We start from the raw sequence: 18,657 nt of genomic DNA on the forward strand, positions 1-18,657 counted from the left end.
TATCGCGTCTGTTGGCTAACGTTAGAAACAATAGCAAACGGTTGCATTCACTATAAGAAATTCCAACTTTGTTAATTTATTTTGCTGTCACCCACAAAATGAGCGCATCTTCTGCGCTGGTCGAGATAAGCATGTGACCCATATTGGCATCGTAATACATGCTATCACCTTCACTCATTGGCACAGGTTCGTAGAATTCTGAGTAGAACATCACATCACCAGAGATGATCATCAAAAACTCTTCACCGTCGTGACGTACCCAATCGTTATACTCTTCAAAAGTACGCGCTCTCACGCGACTCTTAAAGGGCATCATCTTCTTATTAGACAGCTCTGTTGCAAGCAGTTCATGCTCGTACGTTGGGGTTGGATGAGGTTTACCTTGACCAGCCTTAGTTAAGTCACGACGCCCTGTTGCGACCTTTTTCCTTGGTGGCTCAAACAGTTGGGGCATATTTATTTGTAAGCCCATCGCTAGTTTTTGCATCGCTTGGAAGGTTGGTGAGATTTGCTCATTCTCAATTTTGCTGAGCGTAGAGCGAGCTAAACCAGTACGTTGGCTCGCTTCTTCTAACGTAATCCCAAGCTTGCCGCGGATATCTTTAATACGTTGGCCAAGCCTAAGTGGTTCGATATTCTGGTCTAACGTTTCCTTCGCCAACGTTAAAGATGGGTACTCATCATAAATGTCTTCTGACATAGGTCCCTCACTAAATTCTTGCTTCCTGTCTATTAATTTCATTGTTGCATGAAGCGCTTTGTTGATTAAAGAGCACACAGAGAAATAAAGCGTGCTCCCCGTAGCAAAACAAGAAAAGTTGTTTCCTATTGGAAATTTTTGTTGAAAATTGATTTTATCGGAGCTATGTTATCGACTTGTTAGATGAAGAGATGCTACTTCGGCTTGCAGCAAATGATAGATTTAACATTTGTAAAAGCTGTTTTTTACCCGAACTTTTTGGGAAACAATTCGTGCTGCATTGACCCTACAACAATCGCTTAGACGCTGTAAGAGTATATTTATAACGCAATTCACGTTTATCTATACCTATATAGCGCAAACGATACCGATGCAGAAATCAACGTAAGACCTAATGGACTATAAAAATAATCACCATTAGCTTAATGAAAGGTCTCGACAATGAACGCTTACCAAAACCATAGCTTAGACAGTTTTTTCACTACGAACCTATCTGGTACTGACGACGCAGTATTTGCTGGCATCCAAGCAGAGAACACTCGTCAAAACGAACAAATCGAACTTATTGCTTCTGAGAACATCGTTTCTAAAGCAGTAATGCAAGCTCAAGGCACTTGCCTAACCAACAAATACGCAGAAGGCTACCCAGGCCGTCGTTACTACGGTGGTTGTGAGCACGTAGATACAGTTGAAGCTATCGCGATTGAACGCGCTAAACAGCTGTTCAAATGTGAATACGTAAACGTACAGCCTCACTCTGGCGCTCAAGCAAACGGTGCAGTTAAACTTGCGCTACTTCAACCTGGCGACACTATCCTAGGTATGTCTCTTGACGCTGGTGGCCACCTTACACACGGTGCGCGCCCTGCAATGTCTGGTAAATGGTTCAACGCCGTTCAATACGGCGTAGACCGCGAAACTCTAGAAATCGATTACGAAGCGGTTCGCGCTTTAGCTATCGAAAGCCAACCTAAAATGATTATTGCTGGTGGTAGTGCTATCCCACGCGTTATTGATTTCGCTAAGTTCCGTGAAATCGCTGACGAAGTTGGCGCTATCCTAATGGTTGATATGGCACACATCGCGGGTCTTATCGCGACAGGTGCTCACCCTAGCCCACTACCACACGCACACGTTGTTACTACAACAACGCACAAAACACTTCGTGGCCCACGCGGCGGTATGATTCTTACTAATCACGAAGACATCAACAAAAAGATCAACTCTGCAGTGTTCCCTGGCCTTCAAGGCGGTCCACTAATGCACGTTATCGCGGCTAAAGCAGTGGCGTTTGGCGAAGCTCTTGGCCCAGAATTTAATACTTATATTGATTCAGTGATCGATAACGCAAAAGTTCTTGCTGAAGTGTTGCAAACTCGCGGTTGTGACATTGTGACAGGCGGAACTGACACGCACCTAATGCTGGTTGACCTTCGTCCTAAGGGCTTGAAAGGTAACGTAACTGAAGAAGCATTAGAGCGTGCAGGGATCACATGTAACAAAAATGGCATACCATTCGATACAGAGAAGCCTATGATTACTTCTGGTATCCGTTTAGGCACGCCAGCTGGGACCACTCGTGGTTTTGGCACTGAAGAATTCAAACTTATCGGTGAATGGATCGGCGATGTACTTGATGGCTTAGTTGAAAGCCCTGAAGGCAATGCTGAAGTTGAGCAACGTGTTCGCAAGCAAGTTAAAGAGCTTTGCAAGCGCTTCCCTCTTTACCGTTAAACCGTTTTTAAGATTTAAATTAAAACCTCATAAATTTTTGGAGAATAAGCAATGGACAATACACTAAAGTTTGCAGACAGCCACGAGTGGGTAAAAGACAACGGTGACGGTACTGTGACTATCGGTATTTCTGAGCACGCTCAAGAGATGCTAGGTGACGTTGTGTTTGTTGACCTGCCTGACACTGGAGACGAAATCGAAGCTGGCGAAAGCTTCTCTCTAGTTGAATCAGTGAAAGCAGCTTCTGATATCTACGCACCAATCTCTGGCGAAATCGTAGAAATCAACGAAGAATTAGAAGATAGCCCAGAGTTGATTAACGAAGAATCTTATGAAGGTGGTTGGATTGTTAAAGTGAAGATGTCTGATGCGTCTGAACTAAACAACCTTAAAGATGCGGAAGAATACCTAAGCTCTATCGAAGAAGACTAATAGGTTCCTCATTACGATAAAGCTGCTCTTTAGAGCAGCTTAATTTTAGGGGCTAGCTCACGGCTCCAAAGAGAAAGTAGAACATATCATGACTGAATTACTTCAAAGCCAATTACTAAAAGACTTGGGTACTCAAAACGAGTTTGTTGCTCGTCATAACGGCCCTAATAAAGCAGACCAGCAAAAAATGCTTCAAGCGATTAACGCGACTAGCTTAGACGCTCTGATCGACGAAACGGTTCCTGCACAAATCCGTCTTGAAAAACCAATGACACTTGCTGCGCCACTGAGCGAAATGGACATGCTGACCTCTCTTAAAGAGATCGCTAACCTAAACCAAGTGAAACGTACTTTCATTGGCCAAGGCTACTACAACACATTCACTCCAAACGTTATTCTACGTAACGTTTTAGAGAACCCAGGCTGGTACACAGCTTACACACCATACCAACCAGAGATTTCTCAAGGTCGTCTTGAAGCTCTACTCAATTACCAACAAATGGTAATGGACCTAACAGGTATGGAAATCGCGAACGCATCCCTTCTTGATGAAGCGACAGCGGCTGGCGAAGCAATGACACTGTGTAAGCGTGCTGGCAAAAGCAAGAGCAAAGTATTCTTCGTTGCTGACGATGTTCACCCTCAAACACTAGAAGTTGTTAAAACTCGTGCTGAGTACATCGGTTTTGAAGTAATGGTTGGTGCTCTTGAAACACTTCCAGAGCAAGACGTATTTGGTGCGCTTCTTCAATACCCGAGTACAACGGGTGAAGTGCGTGACCTAACAGACATCATTGCGAAAGCTCAAGCAAACAAAACACTGGTAACGGTTGCTACTGACCTACTTGCTTCTGCTCTACTTAAGCCTGCGGGCGAAATGGGCGCAGACGTAGTCATCGGTTCAGCGCAACGTTTCGGCGTTCCTATGGGTTACGGTGGTCCTCACGCTGCATTCATGGGTACTCGTGAAAAGCATAAGCGTACAATGCCAGGTCGTGTAATCGGTGTATCTATCGATACTCACGGTAACCAAGCGCTACGTATGGCAATGCAAACTCGTGAGCAACACATACGCCGCGAGAAAGCGACATCAAACATCTGTACAGCTCAAGCACTTCTAGCAAACATGGCGTCTTTCTACGCGGTTTACCACGGTGCAGAAGGCCTACGAACTATTGCTCGTCGTACACACCACATGACAGCTATCCTAGCGGCTGGCCTGACTAAAGCGGGTTACGAGCTAACGAACAACAGCTTCTTTGATACTATTACGCTGAACACAGAAGACAAGACAGATGCACTGTACGCGAAAGCGCAAGCAGCAGACATCAACCTTCGTCGACTTGTTGGTAAGATCGGTATCAGCTTAGATGAAACAACAACGATCGACGACGTGAACGCATTGTTCGCAATCTTCGACGTGAAAGAAGACGTTCAAGCACTCTCTTCTGACATTGCATCAAACGAGTTTGCCGCAATTCCAGAAAACTGCCGTCGTGAATCAGAGTTCCTAACTCACCCAGTATTCAATACGCACCACAGCGAAACGCAAATGATGCGTTACCTAAAACAGCTTGAGAACAAAGACTTCTCACTAACGCACGGCATGATCCCACTGGGCAGCTGTACAATGAAGCTGAACGCTGCTGCTGAGATGATTCCAGTAACATGGCCTGAGTTTGGTTCAATTCACCCATTCGCACCTCTTGATCAAGCAGCAGGCTACACAGCTCTAGCGAAAGATCTTAAAGAGAAGCTATGTGAAATCACCGGTTACGACGATTTCTCACTACAGCCTAACTCTGGTGCATCTGGTGAATACGCGGGTCTAATCGCGATTCAACGTTACCACGCAAGCCGCGGTGAAGCTCACCGTAACGTTTGTCTGATTCCAAGCTCTGCGCACGGTACTAACCCTGCAACAGCGTCTATGGTTTCAATGAAGGTAGTGGTTGTTAAGTGTGATGAAGATGGCAACATCGACATGACAGACCTAGCAGCGAAAATCGAGAAGCACAAAGAGAACCTATCAAGCATCATGATCACTTATCCTTCTACGCACGGCGTATACGAAGAGCAAGTGAAAGAAGTGTGTGAACAAGTACACGCAGCGGGCGGTCAGGTTTACCTAGACGGCGCGAACATGAACGCTCAAGTAGGTCTAACTTCACCTGGCTTCATCGGTTCAGACGTATCTCACTTGAACCTACACAAAACATTCTGTATCCCACACGGTGGTGGCGGTCCGGGTATGGGTCCTATCGGCGTTAAATCGCACCTAGCACCTTTCCTACCAGGTCACATCGAAAACGGTGTACAAGGTTCTGACTACGCGGTATCAGCGGCAGATCTAGGTAGTGCTTCAATTCTACCTATCTCTTGGGCTTACATCGCAATGATGGGCGAACCTGGCCTAACAGACGCGACTAAAGTAGCGATTCTGAACGCGAACTACGTGATGGAAAAACTACGTCCTCACTACCCTGTTCTTTACCGTGGCACTAACGGCCGCGTAGCGCACGAATGTATTATCGATATTCGTCCACTTAAAGAAGACACAGGCATCAGCGAAGAAGATATTGCTAAGCGTCTAATGGACTTCGGTTTCCACGCGCCTACGATGTCTTTCCCAGTTGCAGGCACGCTAATGGTTGAGCCAACTGAATCTGAAGATTTAGAAGAGCTAGACCGTTTCTGTGAAGCGATGATCGCAATCCGTCACGAAATGGCAGCAGTGAAAGCCGGTGAATGGCCACTAGACAACAACCCTCTAGTGAACGCACCGCACACTCAAGTTGACCTTTCAGGCGCAGAATGGGATCGCCCTTACTCTCGCGAACTGGCTTGCTTCCCATCGAAAGCAACGAAGAACTCGAAGTACTGGCCAACAGTTAACCGTGTAGATAACGTATACGGCGACCGTAACCTAATCTGTTCTTGCCCAAGCATCGACAACTACGAAGACTAATTTTTGTAGATTTTAGATAAACAAAAGCGAACCACTTGGTTCGCTTTTTTGTTTTTCAGATTATATGACTAAGAAAGCATTGACCTTACCGTAAGGGAAAGGTTTAAGGTTAAGTGAAACCAACGATGACTTAGGAACTGATTATGGGATGTTGCAATAAAGCGCCAAAAGGTGGAGCCCCTCTTGGCTTGCTTCTAAAAGTAACGCTTGGGAATGGTCTTTTTGTGTTTCTGTTGGCTCTGTGGCAGTAGGAAGCTAATGCACACTAGGTTTGAAGCTAAGAAGTGATGGTATGAACAAGATAAATAGCGCCAAGTTGGTTGTTATATTTTTTTATTAAGACTGTCCTTTAAGTCATATAACCTCTGATAGTCTAAGAGTCCTTTTGTGACTAAGTCTTTGTGAGTTATGTTATTGTCATCATATATAACTTCGAGTAATCGCGAAGTTTCTGGGAGCAAAGCCTCCTCATAGGAAAACGCTTTGCTTGCATCTTCACTGGAGTTAACAAATAGAAAGACATATGACTTCATAAGGTCATCTAGTACAGCCAATATATCGATACATAGTTGCCTTTCAATACTATTTTGCACAATTTTTTCATATAGCTTCCAGAAATTCTCACTTTCTAAGAAGACAGAATCCAGAGTTTTCATACCACTACTTTTAGTAACAGCCAACAAGAGCATACTCATGGTATCTATTTGAGACTGTTTTAGCTCAAGAATTGCATCTTCAGCTTCTTTCTTTACCTCTTTGAAAGTCACCGAGTTACCAGCAATTGAAAAGTTCTGAACTTCAGGAAGTAAGGGAATTAAAAGTGATATCACAGCAAAAGCTATAAGAATTACCGAAAACTCACCACCTGAAACAAGCTTTAAGTATAATAAATGCAAATTCAATAAGGTTACTGATACAAATACTAGCAACCCAACAAAAACTAATATTAGTCGCATAAACTCTCCAAAAATATTACAGCCATTAAACTAAAAAATCCCGTATCTAAGTACAGAGTCTTACTATCTAGTTCCTTATGCCACCAATTGTACTAGCCTTTATCTTTCCATAACAATCATTTATACCGCTAGCTTAGTGATTAGCGTGGTAAATATAGAATTTATCGGTCGAGTATGATTCCCAATAAATCATTAACTTACGTGCGTTGGCGCTGTGTTTTGACCTTCAGAACCTATCCGAATATCAAAGCAAGTTAAACTCTATAAATCCAATGCTTGACCCTATACGGTAAGGTGTTTATATTGTCGCCCGCCCAACGGGGCACATCCTAAAATGCACACCGGCCATCCTGCCATCATTCGTGTATTTATATTGGTGTTGTGAACTTCCATGCTAACGAAACTTCGTCCTTTTACTCGTGAATCGGGTGCGCTTATGCATCTTTCGGTTCCAATCATTTTGACTCAAATAGCGACCCAAGCGATGGGATTTGTCGATACGACAATGGCTGGCCAAGTAAGCCCTGCCGATCTCGCCGCTATTGCACTTGGCACCAGCCTTTGGATCCCAGTGTTACTGCTACTGCGTGGCGTGATTATGGCGCTAACGCCCGTTGTCGCTTACCACCGCGGTGCACGTGACTTTCAAAGTATCTCTGTTGAATTCTTCCAGATGGTTTGGTTGGCATTAATTGCTAGCGTATTACTCATCGCTTATCTAGTGAGTGCGAAACCGATCTTAGAATGGATTGGTGTTGCCGCTGAGATTATCCCTATCGGCAGTGACTATGCGTTTGCCCTAGCCTTTGGTGTGCCGGGTATCGCCCTGTTCTATACCTTGAATGGCTTTTGTGAGGGCATGAACAACACCAAAGTGCCGATGATCATTTCGGTGGTTGGTTTGTTGGTGAATATTCCGGTCAACTACGTGCTTATCTACGGTAAGTTCGGCTTCCCTGAAATGGGCGCTGTAGGTTGTGGTTGGGCGACAAGCTTGGTGTATTGGTTAATGTCGGGAATGCTGTATTCCTACATCAAAGGCCATCATCACTACAAAACCATTATCAGCTTTGCAGACGCGAAGCCAAAAGCAAAAGAGATGCTTCACCTTCTAAGATTAGGTTTACCTATCGGGATGAATATCGCGGTGTGTGGCAGCATCTTTGCAGTAATCGCACTGATGATTGGCCGTATTGGTGCAGAGAACGTAGCTGCCGCACAAATTGCACTTAACATCTCGAGCCTAACTTACGTGATTCCTATGAGCATCTCATTTGGCATTACGATTCGTGTTGGACATGCACTAGGCGAGAAAGACGAACTAGGCGCAATTGAACGCAGCAAAGTCGGTATCTTGGTTGCGGCGTTGATTTCATTACTTTCGGTTGCGATGTTCCTTCTGTTCCCTGAGTGGATCATTAGGCTTTACACCACCGACCCTGCAATAAGCGCTACGGCTGCAGTATTGTTGACCTTTACGGCGATGTACCAATTCAGCGATGCATTGCAAACGTCTGCTAACGGCGCACTGCGTGGCTATAAAGACACTAAGATCCCGATGATCTTAGCTATCGCTTCATACTGGGGCTTAGCACTACCACTAGGCATGGTGTTGGGCTTAACAGACCACATTGTTCCTGCAATGGGTGAAGAAGGCTTTTGGATTGGTATTCTGACGGGGTTGAGTGTTTCAGCGACGCTGATGTTAATTCGCTTGCGATACGTGATTAAGAAGCGTGACTTGCCACCAGCAAGTGCTCCATTGGTAAACTAAGACAAATCATTAAGCTAATACAAAAAAGCGCGTTATTGCTACTCGGCAATAACGCGCTTTTTTATTGTATTTCTATAAACCAGATGATGTGCTTGGTTTAACACTCATCGTTCATAACACGAACTGTACACTCACAACCATCTACTGGACATGTGTCTCCACTTGTCCTGCCGCCAAAAGAATCATAGATAACATAACAACCTGAAGGTAAGGCATCGTCGGTAATATTATTGCTGTTCAGGTCAGCTTGACTAAATGGCTGAGTATATCCCACAACCGTGTGTCTGTTACCTAATTCAGAGATGATGCTGTCATCATCCGACAAAGTTAGGAAATCGAGCATATTTAACGCATCTCCTGATTCGCCTTCACTTTCAGGGCAAAGTGTTCCCCAATCTACTTCAACGCTACCAATGCCAAAATCGATTACATAGTTGCTCTGATCACCTGGGTTTGTTGCGTCCGGATTAAGCCCAACAATAATGGCTTTAGACGTAACTTGCGTGATTACCCCTTCCATCGCACCAGCAACACCTTCAAGTACCGCTTCTCTTGCTGACTCTTGAATATTGAGGAACCTCGGGGCTGCTGTAACGGCCAATACTCCAAGTATCACGATCACAATGATTAATTCCATTAAAGTAAATCCGTTTTTCTTCATAACACCCACATCAACTGATAACTACAGATACAATTACTGAATGAACTATCAATAACTATACATCGTGATGAGATGCGGAACACCTTATGTGTCACGTCAGAGCTGTTGTTTAGTCGATTTTTTGACCTTACGCATGCGAAAATAAAAGTAACTGCCTGCTGTCACTGTGTTATTTGATCGCTTTGTTCTAAATAGGCCAAATTGTCACGATATTACACTGCAGGTACATTATTAATTTCTGTTGCGCTCTATCGGAGTATCTGCGTCTGCATATCGCAAAAAAATAGCGCTCATGTATGACATAAGCGCTATTAAATAACTGGAGACCCACACACCTCTTAAAGAGGTATGTTGGGAATTCTAGATTTTAAATGAACCGACATAACGATCGAGAACTTGTGATAACTCTGCCAGGTGCTGGCTTGATTGCTCTAATTTCTCACTTGCGCTCAAACCGTTTTTGACTGAGCTATTAACCGTATCCATATTCATATTAATTTCATTCGCTACCGCTGATTGCTGCTCCGTTGCCGTTGCGACTTGCGTATTAATATCGAGAATAGCCAAAACTTGCGTGGAAATTTTTTCCAAAGCTTGGCGAGCCATTTCAGTTTCAGTCGTACCCTCTTCAATTAAGCTCTTACTATTACTCATCGAACTAACAGCGTTCTTAGCTTCGGTTTGAAGTTGGTTGATCATAGTGTCAATTTCATCGGTAGACTGCGCGGTTTTTGTCGCTAGGTTACGAACTTCGTCAGCAACAACCGCAAAGCCTCGGCCAGCCTCACCAGCACGCGCAGCTTCAATTGCAGCATTAAGTGCCAGCAAGTTCGTTTGCTCAGAGATACCTCGAATAACATCAAGAATAGTACCGATCGACTGAGTATTATCAGCAAGGCTCACAATGATGTCAGAAGCACTATTCATTTCAGCTTCAAGGTTCGAAATTGAAGTCGTGGTCTTCTCAATCGTCTTATGACCTTCTTGAGTTTCACTCGCTGCCATGTTTGCCGCGCTTGCAGCACCAGCCGCGCTAGATGCAATTTCATTAACCGTGGCAATCATTTCATTCATAGACGTCACGACCAACATGGTTTGTTCGTTCTGTTCTTGCCCTCTTTGCAATGCTTGCTGCGACTGTTCACGAAGCCCAATAGCGGTCTTATTTAATTCGACACCCGTATTCACTGTTTGCGTAATTATCTCGTGCACCTTGCCAACGAACACATTGAAAGCAGATGAGATTTGAGCAACTTCGTCATTCCCTTTGATAGGCAAACGTACTGATAGATCACCATCGCCTTCAGAAATATCATGCAATGTATTTTTCAATACCAAGAGAGGTTGCATCAGTTTGCTAAGAAGAAGTGATAGAACAACGAGACAAACAACAAAAATGAAAACCATTGAAGCGAGCTGGTAGCTAATAATGCCATTCGTTGCTTGGCTAACCTCTGTGATCGGGATACCGATATCAAAAGTACCATACAGCTCACCGTTGACGTAGATAGGTGCCATGATGTCAAACACCCACACTTGTTGAACGTCAGCGTACCATTTTGAATACTGTTGTACGCCTTGGGTCGCGCCTTTAACGGTATAGCTATCTTCATAAACTTTATTCAGTTTATTTTTGTCGCTGTGAGCAATTGCACTTACGTTACTATCAATAACAATGGCATAAGTGACATCAGAACGTTGTTTCAGCTCGCCCACCAGCTTTTGTAAATCTTGAACTGGATTGTCCGAATTCTCTAAGATATACCCTGCATTCCCAGCCAAAAATTCAGCTTGAACTTGAGATTTGTTCAATATTATCTCATCAATTTTTTCGCTTGAAATGAAATAAGTTGACGCCATACTCGCAGCGACGGCAATGCCAAACATAATAAAAACGGCAAATAGGATTGTTTTCTTCATTTAAGTTGTCTCGACGCAAGTTTGTTAAAAGTTCTCTAAAGGTTTCAAAAAGCGAAACCAAAGCTCGCACGTTTTATCTCGTGTTAGAGCTCGCCTCTATTCCTTTATCTGTAAAAAGCCCGATAACTTTAGCCGAAGAATACAAAAAACATATATTGATCACGTTTATGCAACACGCAAAATCATTCAATAAAGGTCAATTAACTGGAAATCAAGTAGTTGGAGTTCAGGTTAGAAGAAAAAATATCGATGAACAAATAAGTGCAAGAACACCAATTAAATTAGCGTCGGTCCAGGTCGAAATACCTAATCTAATCGAATCTAATCCAATCACATAGACAGCCCAATAAGAGCCTTCTTTAGTTCGCTGCGATACAAAAACACTCTTCCCATTAATCGACTTCTAACAAAGACGTCACCCATTTTTGTAGCGGATCATCGTTATACCTTGGGTGCCATGCGGCTATCACATCAAAACTCTCTGGGGATTGCTCCATTGGGATCGTCACCAAATTGAACCCTTCAATAGCTCTGGATGGCAAGAACGCAATAGAATCTGTGGTGTTTAAATACATGGGCACGATGGAGAAACACGGTGCGGAGACCACCACGTTGCGCTTTAACCCAAACTGACCAAACCATTCATCAATCGATCCTTTGAAATTTGGACGCGATGGTGAAGCAATAATGGTGGGATAAGTAGCCACCTCCTCCAATGAAGGTGTGGCTTGTGCTATTGAAGCATGAGGAGATGCAACACACACATGGTGCTCTTCAAACAGCTTGATTACTTTGTAGCTGCTTGGAATGTAGTCCGGAAACGCGATAGCTAAATTGACCTTTCCGCTTTCCATTAGCTCATGCAGATTATCGATTTCAAAATCACGCACAATCAGCTTTAAGTTCGGTGCTTTTTCCCTTAATTGCGCGATTAAGCTCGGCAAAATGATCTGCTGTGCGTAATCTGTCGCTGCAATAACAAATGTCCCTTTTGCTTTCTCTGGTACGAAGTTTGTTTTAGATAACAATAAATTGAAGTCGATCAGTAAACGATCGACACCGACAGACAACTCCTGTGCGAAGGTGGTCGGAACAAAGCCGTTGGTTTTTCTCACAAACAACCTATCATCAAACACTTCTCGCAGTTTCTTCAAATGCTCACTAACAGCTTGCTGGGTCATCCCCAATTGATTCGCGGCTTTGGAGGCGTTCTCTTCACGGATTAAAGCTTGGAAAACTCTAAGTTGCTTTATGTCTAATCGGTCTAGTTTGCTCACACGCACTCGCTCGGTGAAGTTGGATTCCATGTCAGTGTACACTCAACAAGAAAAACCAGTAACACTCACAATTAAGCTTTGTTGCTACTTGTTTAGCTATTTGATTAAAGTTCTTCCATCGAAACGAAACACATACAGATCGGAGAACAACATGAAAACAATCATTCTAATTGGCGCACGTGGCAAGATGGGTCAAGCAGCACTAATGGGTTTGGGCAATCACAACGTAATCACAGCGGGTCGCTCTGGCGATGTCGACCATATCGTCGATATCACTGCTCCTCAATCAATTGAAGCGCTGTACAAGAACGTGGGACACTTTGATGCGGTCGTGAACACCGTTGGCCTCTGCGAATACAATACCTTTGCGGATATGACTGACGATCAATGGATGACCACGGTAATGAGCAAAATGATGGGACAAATCAACCTTGTTCGCATCGGCCAAAAGTACATTGCTGATGGCGGTTCATTTACTCTGATTAGCGGTATCTTGAATGTTAAACCCATTCCTTTTGCGATTGCTGATGCAACCACTAGCGGAGCAATTGATACCTTCGTTAAGACTGTCGCTTATGAAATGCCAAGAAACACACGTATCAATGTCATTAACCCGACCGTTCTTGCTGAAGCATGGGATGTTTACGGTGAAATGATGCCAGGTTTTGAACCTGTACCGAGCAAGCTTGTTGGCAAAGCGTTTGAGCGTTCGGTCGATGGTTTTCTTACTGGTGAAGTGATTTTCGTAGACGCATAGTAAGCTAACATTGGATACTTTCCGATAATAAAAAGGCGAACCCATCGGTTCGCCTTCCTGTTTAAAGAATCATATTTATCGATTTATCGCCAAATATGAGCCAGCAGCAATCATTATTCCACCAGCACTTTGATTTAATCTTCTATGCGCGCGTGGCGTTTTTAGCAAACCTGCCATTCTACCCGCGCCTACAGCGATAAGCATTAAACCAGACATTAGAGCGACAGATGCTAACGCGGAAACCAATACGATATCTTGTGAGCGTAAAATAGTCAGATCAATGAAAGTCGGCAAGAACGAAATATAAAACAGAATCACTTTAGGGTTTGAAGCTGAAATCAAAAAGCCTTGCGCGAAACTCGCGAGTTCGGATTTCTGGCTCTGTTTGGCCGCAAGTTCCGCTGAGCCTTGCACTTCAGGTAAGCTCTTAAACATCTTATAGCCCAAGTAAATCAAATAAGCTGCACCAACGTAGCGAATCACCTCAAACGCAATCGACCAATTCTCGGCAATCGTTGCTAGACCGAAACAGGCAAGTGCAAGATAAATAAGATCACTGCATATCATCCCTAACGAAAGAGTGATGCACTTTCGCCAACCATTAACCATGCCTCGAGCTAAAATGGCAAATACGCCAGGCCCCGGAGTAATACCAAATATAAACATGGCAATAAAGAATGTAATCGCACCTTCTAGTGACATTAGACTGTCCTTATCTATAACCGAACATAATTGATCATGAACGTATCATGGAGCTTCGATTCGGGTAAAGAACGTTTTTGACTAAGCGCGTTTAACACAACTCATGTTTTGAATAAGTGTGACACGTAATTTCCCCACCGCACCTAAACCCAGCCTTAACCCCAAGCATAAACTTCAACTTAAACCAGTCACCAATCACCAGTCACCAGTCACCAGTCACCAAAGTGTTTTTCGTTAAGACACAAAAAAGGCGAACCTAGAGGCTCGCCTTCGAAAACAATGATAGAAAATCAACGTGACAAGATTAGTTAGCGATTGGAGACAGTAACTCTGGGTTTACGACTATATTTCTTACACCGTGGGCGTGATCTTCGTTAAAGTCATTACCTTCACACCAGCTACCCACTGTCGCGATATTTACTTTCGCGACTTGTGGTCTAACGCTCCATGTTACTTGGAAAGGTGAACCTTGCTCATTGTAACCAGGACCCGTTGTAGAGCCTGCGTATTGAATCGCTGAGCCCGTATTTTGTGGAATGTTTGGTGCTTGGTTTAAACCGTTGACTTTAGAGTGTTTCGCTAATGCTTCAAAGTTGAGAGCTTTGTCGTCATTAACTAATACATAGACTTGAGTTTCAACACGCAATTGTGGATTGGTAATCGCATCATTAAAACAAGCGCCCAGTGTTTCACCCGGTTCAACTTGTGCTGTCGAGTACACATAATGCACTTCGATGGTGTCACCTGAATGCAAAGAACCATGATCGCTCGGACAAACCTTGCCCTCAAATGGTTTCAGCTCAGCTGAACTCAACTTACCTGTGTATTTAAAACCACTCTGGAAGCCCTTCCCATCACCATTGCCAGCGTATTGAGTAAACTCGCCGCCTTTGTGCTCAGCGTTCTTATGGAAGTGAATATTACATAAGTTCATTGCTGTTGAGTCAGGGGCATCCGAAAACAGTCTGGTATTTGTTCCTTTCAATGAACCCAAATCTCGTGGGGCTTGCGGTCCAAAACCTTGTCCTTGGGTATTTTCAGAAAGCTTCGCTCTTTGTTCTGCAATAACACCATCTGATACAGACTCATGGCTCGCGTCTGATGCATTTGCATGAGCTGACAACATCACCATCGCGACACTTAAAAACACACTCTTGTTGTTCATTTTTCTTCCCTAGAATATTGATAACTAAACCTAAACCGAACCTAACAGCAAACATCTTACTATGCTCACATATGAATATAAGAGTTGTCTTTGTAAGATTAGATTTCATTGCTTACTTTCGGATGAGTATTAGAACCTCTGATGCATATAACAAGTCAAACACGTTAAATTCGGCGAGTCCCTTCCAGAACTAATAATTTCCTATTTTCGTTAACCGTCACTTGACTCAAACGCTCAGATAAGTGAACTCGATTATTAAGCACAGTGATGGCCAGATTTAGGATCAAAAAAGGCGAACCACTGGGCTCGCCTTCACGTTTCATTCTATCTATTAGGTTGGCATTCTTGGTTAACGGTTTAACCATTACCGGTGGCAAATATCCCAAACGTCATGACGTTTAATGCATCTGTCACGCCCTCTAGTGATTTAATCACGGTCTTAGTCGGTTGGTTATGACGAATAAAATAGCTTCCGATACCTTTTTCACCGCCACTCTTAGCATCGCTTTGAGTTGTATCTGTCGCTGCTACTTGAGAAGGTTCCACTGATTCTGGCTCTGCATTGGCGTGAGTTATCGTGTCTTTATTTGAATCAAGGTTTGAGTTTGATTCATGATCAGTTATTGGTTGATGATTAACGAACGACTCATGGGAAGATTCAACGTTTGTCTCAGCACTTGTATCAATTGCAACATCGATATTGCTCTCTTCTTCCAAGCTTTTCGACATTGCGTCTTCGTTGCTCAATGTATTGTCGTCTAGCTGATTATTACTCGTGGAAGAACAAGCTGTTAAGAAAAACAGGCTAACGATGAATATGAGTAAGTTTCTCATCATAGTGATAAAGCACGAATTAATAAAACATTGTTCGATTGTATTTTATTTGGTTGACGACATCCAGTGATTAGCAGCGTAAAAGCGAAATGTCATGTTCTTGAAGAGTAAACAAAAGCGTACGATTTCAGGCCTAGAACTAATAATTCGAGACTTCAATCAGATTGCCATCAGGATCTCGAATATAAACAGAGACAATTTTTCCCGTTGCTCCGGTTCGCTGTACTGGTCCCTCTTCTATCACGACGCCTTGCGCTTGGATATGTTCGACGACTTCAGCAATTGACGTATTGGTAATAAAGCAGAGATCTGCACTACCGACCTGCACACGCCTCGCCTTTGGCTCGAACTCGCTACCACTGAGGTGTAAATTGATCTTCTGCGTCCCAAATGACAACGCCAACCTGCCCTCGCCAAATTCGATAGGCTTCATTCCAAGTACCCGTTGGTAAAAATCGACCGTAACTTGTAAATCTTTCACGGTTAATACCAAATGATCTAAATGACTGATTTCCAATTTAATCGTCCTTGTCTCGTCGTTACTAAATGTTGAATATTAAATGCTGAATATTAAATGCTGAATATTAAATGCTGAATAACGCTAAGTTACATACTCTAATGTTAGATTTACTAACACAAGATAAGCGTACATCTTCACTTCTCACTTTGAACGAATAAAGGGAGCACTGACTGCGCTCCCTTATCATAGGTATTACGTCACTTTAAACCGTTTTAACTAGTAACAAGCACCTTCAAATACCCAATACCAATAATTATCGAACGGATCTGCACCCCAATTGTCCGCCGATGCGGTGAATCGGTGGCCATAATATTGAACAGCCGCACCAGTAGGGTAGTAGTAGTTTGGATTCCACTCTTGAAGGTTGTCACACAAGCCTTGTGGTTCTGGTTCTGGCTCAGGCTGAGGAGTTTCTATGTCAGCACTCACAGCAACATACGCATCCATCGAACCTTGAGTCCCAGCAGCCATCACGTATACGTCACTTCCCTGTATCCCACTAAAACCACAGTATTCACGGTTACCCTGATTGGTCGAAGAACAATCATAGTCATTGATCGTTGCTGCTCGACCGATTGCAACGTACATATCGACATCGCCGTAGCCATTATAAGTCTGAATCCACACTTCATCAGCCGGCGCGTTCTTAAGCACAAATTGTTGTTGATTCTCAATTTCGCCTTGTATGGGCGTTGGTGTATTGATCTCTAGCTCTACAACACTCGGAGTTGGCGGGTTAGGATTTGGATTTGGCTGGCCCGCACCACAGTTTTGAACATCAATACCTACCTGACTAAACGCTGAACTTACAGCTGAGGTTTCATAACCAAGATCTTTAGCGGCTTTGCAGACACCGTCAGCACCTTGTTGAAAATCCGAGTTAGGTGTCCAGTAAAGCTGGTTAGCCGTCGCGTAGGCTTTAAACGCTTTTTTAATACCCCAGTTATTACTTGTCGACAAATGGTAGAACGCTTTATTAAAGACCCCTGAACTGTGGTGTACATCAATGCCGCTATAGTATTGGTTGACGTGGTCGATAGATATACCATCTTGGCTTGGTTGAATGAAGTAACGCATTGCATCACTATTTTTCATTACATGCTCGCCCATCTTCCAATTGAAGCTACCGTGCACAAATTCACTTAATGCAGCAGCGGCCACATCTGAGAAAGATTCATTCATACCGCCTGACATTCCACGGTACTCAAGTCCGGAGTTTTGTTCAGTAAAACCGTGGCTCACCTCATGGGCAATTACATCCCATGTCGCTAACGGGTACATAGATTGGTCGCCATCACCAAATGTCATTTGGCGACCATCCCAAAATGCGTTCCCATAGTTTGAACCATAGTGAACACGCATCGTGAGTTTTTGCTTAATCGGACGTGTATTTAGCCAATCTTGGTACATGTCGAATACACGTTGTCCAAAATAATGAGCGTCATTCATAGGCGCATAAGCACCATTCACTGCGCGATAATTGTTAACGTTCACGCCATTGTTACCGTTACAACTAAACCGATGTATTTGTCCTGAACTCTGCTGATTGTTCATGTTCAGAGTGACAACATTCAGGCTGTCCATTTGGCAATTCGAGTTAACTTGAAATCCTCCAAATCCCGTATTTGAACCAAAGTAGTAACGACCGCTTTTCTCGTTTCCACCAGGCCCCTCAGCTTCAATGAAAGCAATGCCTTCCCACTGATCGAGTAACTCTCCCGATTTCGCATCAACAAGCGTAATTGGTCTTGAAGGCCCCATTCCTTTGCTTTGTAAGAAATCAATCTTGTAGATGAGGCGTGCTTGTTCCTGTTGATCAAGCCAGATAACAAGCTCGGTATTAGGGTCACGAATGGTCGCTGCTGCAATACCTTTGTGCTTTGATTTCGCAATTTCAACGGCTTGTTTAGCGTTAATCAGCGGTAGTGTTGAACCAATATCAGACTCGATGCCTGTTAAGACTTGGCCATCAACGGCTGTTTCAATACCTTGCTTAGAAAGATCCACGACCACAGATTGTCCGTAGACAGGTACTCCATAATGGAATTGCTTCTTACGTAACAGCGTTGTTGTATCTATGTTGACTTGGGTTATATCTTGATAAGAAAGCGGCTCACTTACGGCTGTAAACCCTTGTTTTGTATTATTAAGCACTTTAGACAAATCAACTTTTGAATAGTCGACAACGTTGGCAGCTTGAGACGTGAAAGCTATCGGAAATAGCATTAGTAAATGTGTACTACGCATACATCACCTT

General features: G+C 43.5%; 15 protein-coding genes. 5 read left to right on the forward strand and 10 right to left on the reverse strand.

The window, feature by feature from the left end; all coding sequences use genetic code 11:
• Positions 1 to 76: 76 nt before the first annotated feature.
• Positions 77 to 700, reverse strand: coding sequence for a helix-turn-helix domain-containing protein (locus NX845_RS04680; protein WP_017082298.1), 624 nt, complete (start codon positions 698 to 700; stop codon positions 77 to 79).
• A gap of 441 nt (positions 701 to 1,141) precedes the next feature.
• Here NX845_RS04680 and NX845_RS04685 point away from each other — a divergent pair, with 441 nt between their 5' ends.
• The 3 genes from NX845_RS04685 (at position 1,142) to gcvP (ending at position 5,834) form a co-directional block, all read left to right on the forward strand.
• Positions 1,142 to 2,434, forward strand: a complete 1,293-nt coding sequence (locus NX845_RS04685) for a serine hydroxymethyltransferase (protein WP_017059848.1) — start codon at positions 1,142 to 1,144, stop codon at positions 2,432 to 2,434.
• Positions 2,435 to 2,485: 51 nt separating this feature from the next.
• The gene (gcvH, locus tag NX845_RS04690; protein WP_004730871.1) at positions 2,486 to 2,866 is read left to right on the forward strand and encodes a glycine cleavage system protein GcvH; all 381 of its coding nucleotides are present in this window, start codon (positions 2,486 to 2,488) and stop codon (positions 2,864 to 2,866) included.
• 88 nt (positions 2,867 to 2,954) lie between these two features.
• The gene (gene gcvP, locus NX845_RS04695) at positions 2,955 to 5,834 is read left to right on the forward strand and encodes an aminomethyl-transferring glycine dehydrogenase (protein WP_260256576.1); all 2,880 of its coding nucleotides are present in this window, start codon (positions 2,955 to 2,957) and stop codon (positions 5,832 to 5,834) included.
• A 323-nt stretch (positions 5,835 to 6,157) separates the two neighbouring features.
• On the opposite strand, the gene NX845_RS04700 is transcribed toward gcvP, so the two are convergent.
• A complete protein-coding gene (locus NX845_RS04700; protein ID WP_017094270.1) occupies positions 6,158 to 6,790 on the reverse strand; it encodes a hypothetical protein in 633 nt (210 codons plus the stop codon).
• Positions 6,791 to 7,181: 391 nt separating this feature from the next.
• Here NX845_RS04700 and NX845_RS04705 point away from each other — a divergent pair, with 391 nt between their 5' ends.
• Positions 7,182 to 8,564, forward strand: coding sequence for an MATE family efflux transporter (locus NX845_RS04705; RefSeq protein ID WP_215514920.1), 1,383 nt, complete (start codon positions 7,182 to 7,184; stop codon positions 8,562 to 8,564).
• A 97-nt stretch (positions 8,565 to 8,661) separates the two neighbouring features.
• Here NX845_RS04705 and NX845_RS04710 read toward each other — a convergent pair whose 3' ends face one another.
• The 3 genes from NX845_RS04710 to NX845_RS04720 form a co-directional block, all read right to left on the reverse strand.
• Complete coding sequence (locus NX845_RS04710) at positions 8,662 to 9,225, reverse strand: type II secretion system protein (protein ID WP_102566637.1); 564 nt, start codon at positions 9,223 to 9,225, stop codon at positions 8,662 to 8,664.
• A 360-nt stretch (positions 9,226 to 9,585) separates the two neighbouring features.
• A complete protein-coding gene (locus NX845_RS04715) occupies positions 9,586 to 11,112 on the reverse strand; it encodes a methyl-accepting chemotaxis protein (RefSeq protein ID WP_215515015.1) in 1,527 nt (508 codons plus the stop codon).
• A 425-nt stretch (positions 11,113 to 11,537) separates the two neighbouring features.
• On the reverse strand, positions 11,538 to 12,422 hold the full coding sequence (locus NX845_RS04720; protein ID WP_215515016.1) for a LysR family transcriptional regulator: 885 nt from the start codon (positions 12,420 to 12,422) through the stop codon (positions 11,538 to 11,540).
• 151 nt (positions 12,423 to 12,573) lie between these two features.
• Between NX845_RS04720 and NX845_RS04725 the strand changes: the two genes are divergently transcribed.
• Entirely contained in the window at positions 12,574 to 13,179 is a 606-nt protein-coding gene (locus tag NX845_RS04725; protein WP_102441176.1) for a short chain dehydrogenase, read from the forward strand.
• A gap of 75 nt (positions 13,180 to 13,254) precedes the next feature.
• Here NX845_RS04725 and NX845_RS04730 read toward each other — a convergent pair whose 3' ends face one another.
• The 5 genes from NX845_RS04730 to NX845_RS04750 form a co-directional block, all read right to left on the reverse strand.
• Positions 13,255 to 13,881, reverse strand: a complete 627-nt coding sequence (locus tag NX845_RS04730) for a LysE family translocator (protein WP_017087761.1) — start codon at positions 13,879 to 13,881, stop codon at positions 13,255 to 13,257.
• A 304-nt stretch (positions 13,882 to 14,185) separates the two neighbouring features.
• Complete coding sequence (locus NX845_RS04735; protein WP_108111280.1) at positions 14,186 to 15,046, reverse strand: delta-class carbonic anhydrase; 861 nt, start codon at positions 15,044 to 15,046, stop codon at positions 14,186 to 14,188.
• Between the two features lie 357 nt (positions 15,047 to 15,403).
• Positions 15,404 to 15,883, reverse strand: coding sequence for a hypothetical protein (locus NX845_RS04740; protein ID WP_260256578.1), 480 nt, complete (start codon positions 15,881 to 15,883; stop codon positions 15,404 to 15,406).
• A gap of 136 nt (positions 15,884 to 16,019) precedes the next feature.
• Entirely contained in the window at positions 16,020 to 16,397 is a 378-nt protein-coding gene (locus tag NX845_RS04745; protein WP_260256579.1) for a VOC family protein, read from the reverse strand.
• A gap of 219 nt (positions 16,398 to 16,616) precedes the next feature.
• The gene (locus tag NX845_RS04750; RefSeq protein WP_260256580.1) at positions 16,617 to 18,647 is read right to left on the reverse strand and encodes a M4 family metallopeptidase; all 2,031 of its coding nucleotides are present in this window, start codon (positions 18,645 to 18,647) and stop codon (positions 16,617 to 16,619) included.
• Positions 18,648 to 18,657 lie beyond the last annotated feature (10 nt).

Source organism: Vibrio sp. NC2 (assembly GCF_025195005.1).
GTDB classification, from domain to species: domain Bacteria; phylum Pseudomonadota; class Gammaproteobacteria; order Enterobacterales; family Vibrionaceae; genus Vibrio; species Vibrio splendidus.

Excerpts from the sequence above, each read along its gene's own strand:
- NX845_RS04705 (WP_215514920.1), top strand. The coding sequence starts at position 7,182 with ATGCTAACGAAACTTCGTCCTTTTACTCGTGAATCGGGTGCGCTTATG.
- NX845_RS04700 (WP_017094270.1), bottom strand. The coding sequence starts at position 6,790 with ATGCGACTAATATTAGTTTTTGTTGGGTTGCTAGTATTTGTATCAGTA.
- NX845_RS04735 (WP_108111280.1), bottom strand. The coding sequence starts at position 15,046 with ATGAACAACAAGAGTGTGTTTTTAAGTGTCGCGATGGTGATGTTGTCA.
- NX845_RS04750 (WP_260256580.1), bottom strand. The coding sequence starts at position 18,647 with ATGCGTAGTACACATTTACTAATGCTATTTCCGATAGCTTTCACGTCT.
- NX845_RS04740 (WP_260256578.1), bottom strand. The coding sequence starts at position 15,883 with ATGATGAGAAACTTACTCATATTCATCGTTAGCCTGTTTTTCTTAACA.
- gcvP (WP_260256576.1), top strand. The coding sequence starts at position 2,955 with ATGACTGAATTACTTCAAAGCCAATTACTAAAAGACTTGGGTACTCAA.
- NX845_RS04725 (WP_102441176.1), top strand. The coding sequence starts at position 12,574 with ATGAAAACAATCATTCTAATTGGCGCACGTGGCAAGATGGGTCAAGCA.
- gcvH (WP_004730871.1), top strand. The coding sequence starts at position 2,486 with ATGGACAATACACTAAAGTTTGCAGACAGCCACGAGTGGGTAAAAGAC.
- NX845_RS04710 (WP_102566637.1), bottom strand. The coding sequence starts at position 9,225 with ATGAAGAAAAACGGATTTACTTTAATGGAATTAATCATTGTGATCGTG.
- NX845_RS04680 (WP_017082298.1), bottom strand. The coding sequence starts at position 700 with ATGTCAGAAGACATTTATGATGAGTACCCATCTTTAACGTTGGCGAAG.
- NX845_RS04685 (WP_017059848.1), top strand. The coding sequence starts at position 1,142 with ATGAACGCTTACCAAAACCATAGCTTAGACAGTTTTTTCACTACGAAC.
- NX845_RS04730 (WP_017087761.1), bottom strand. The coding sequence starts at position 13,881 with ATGTCACTAGAAGGTGCGATTACATTCTTTATTGCCATGTTTATATTT.
- NX845_RS04715 (WP_215515015.1), bottom strand. The coding sequence starts at position 11,112 with ATGTTTGGCATTGCCGTCGCTGCGAGTATGGCGTCAACTTATTTCATT.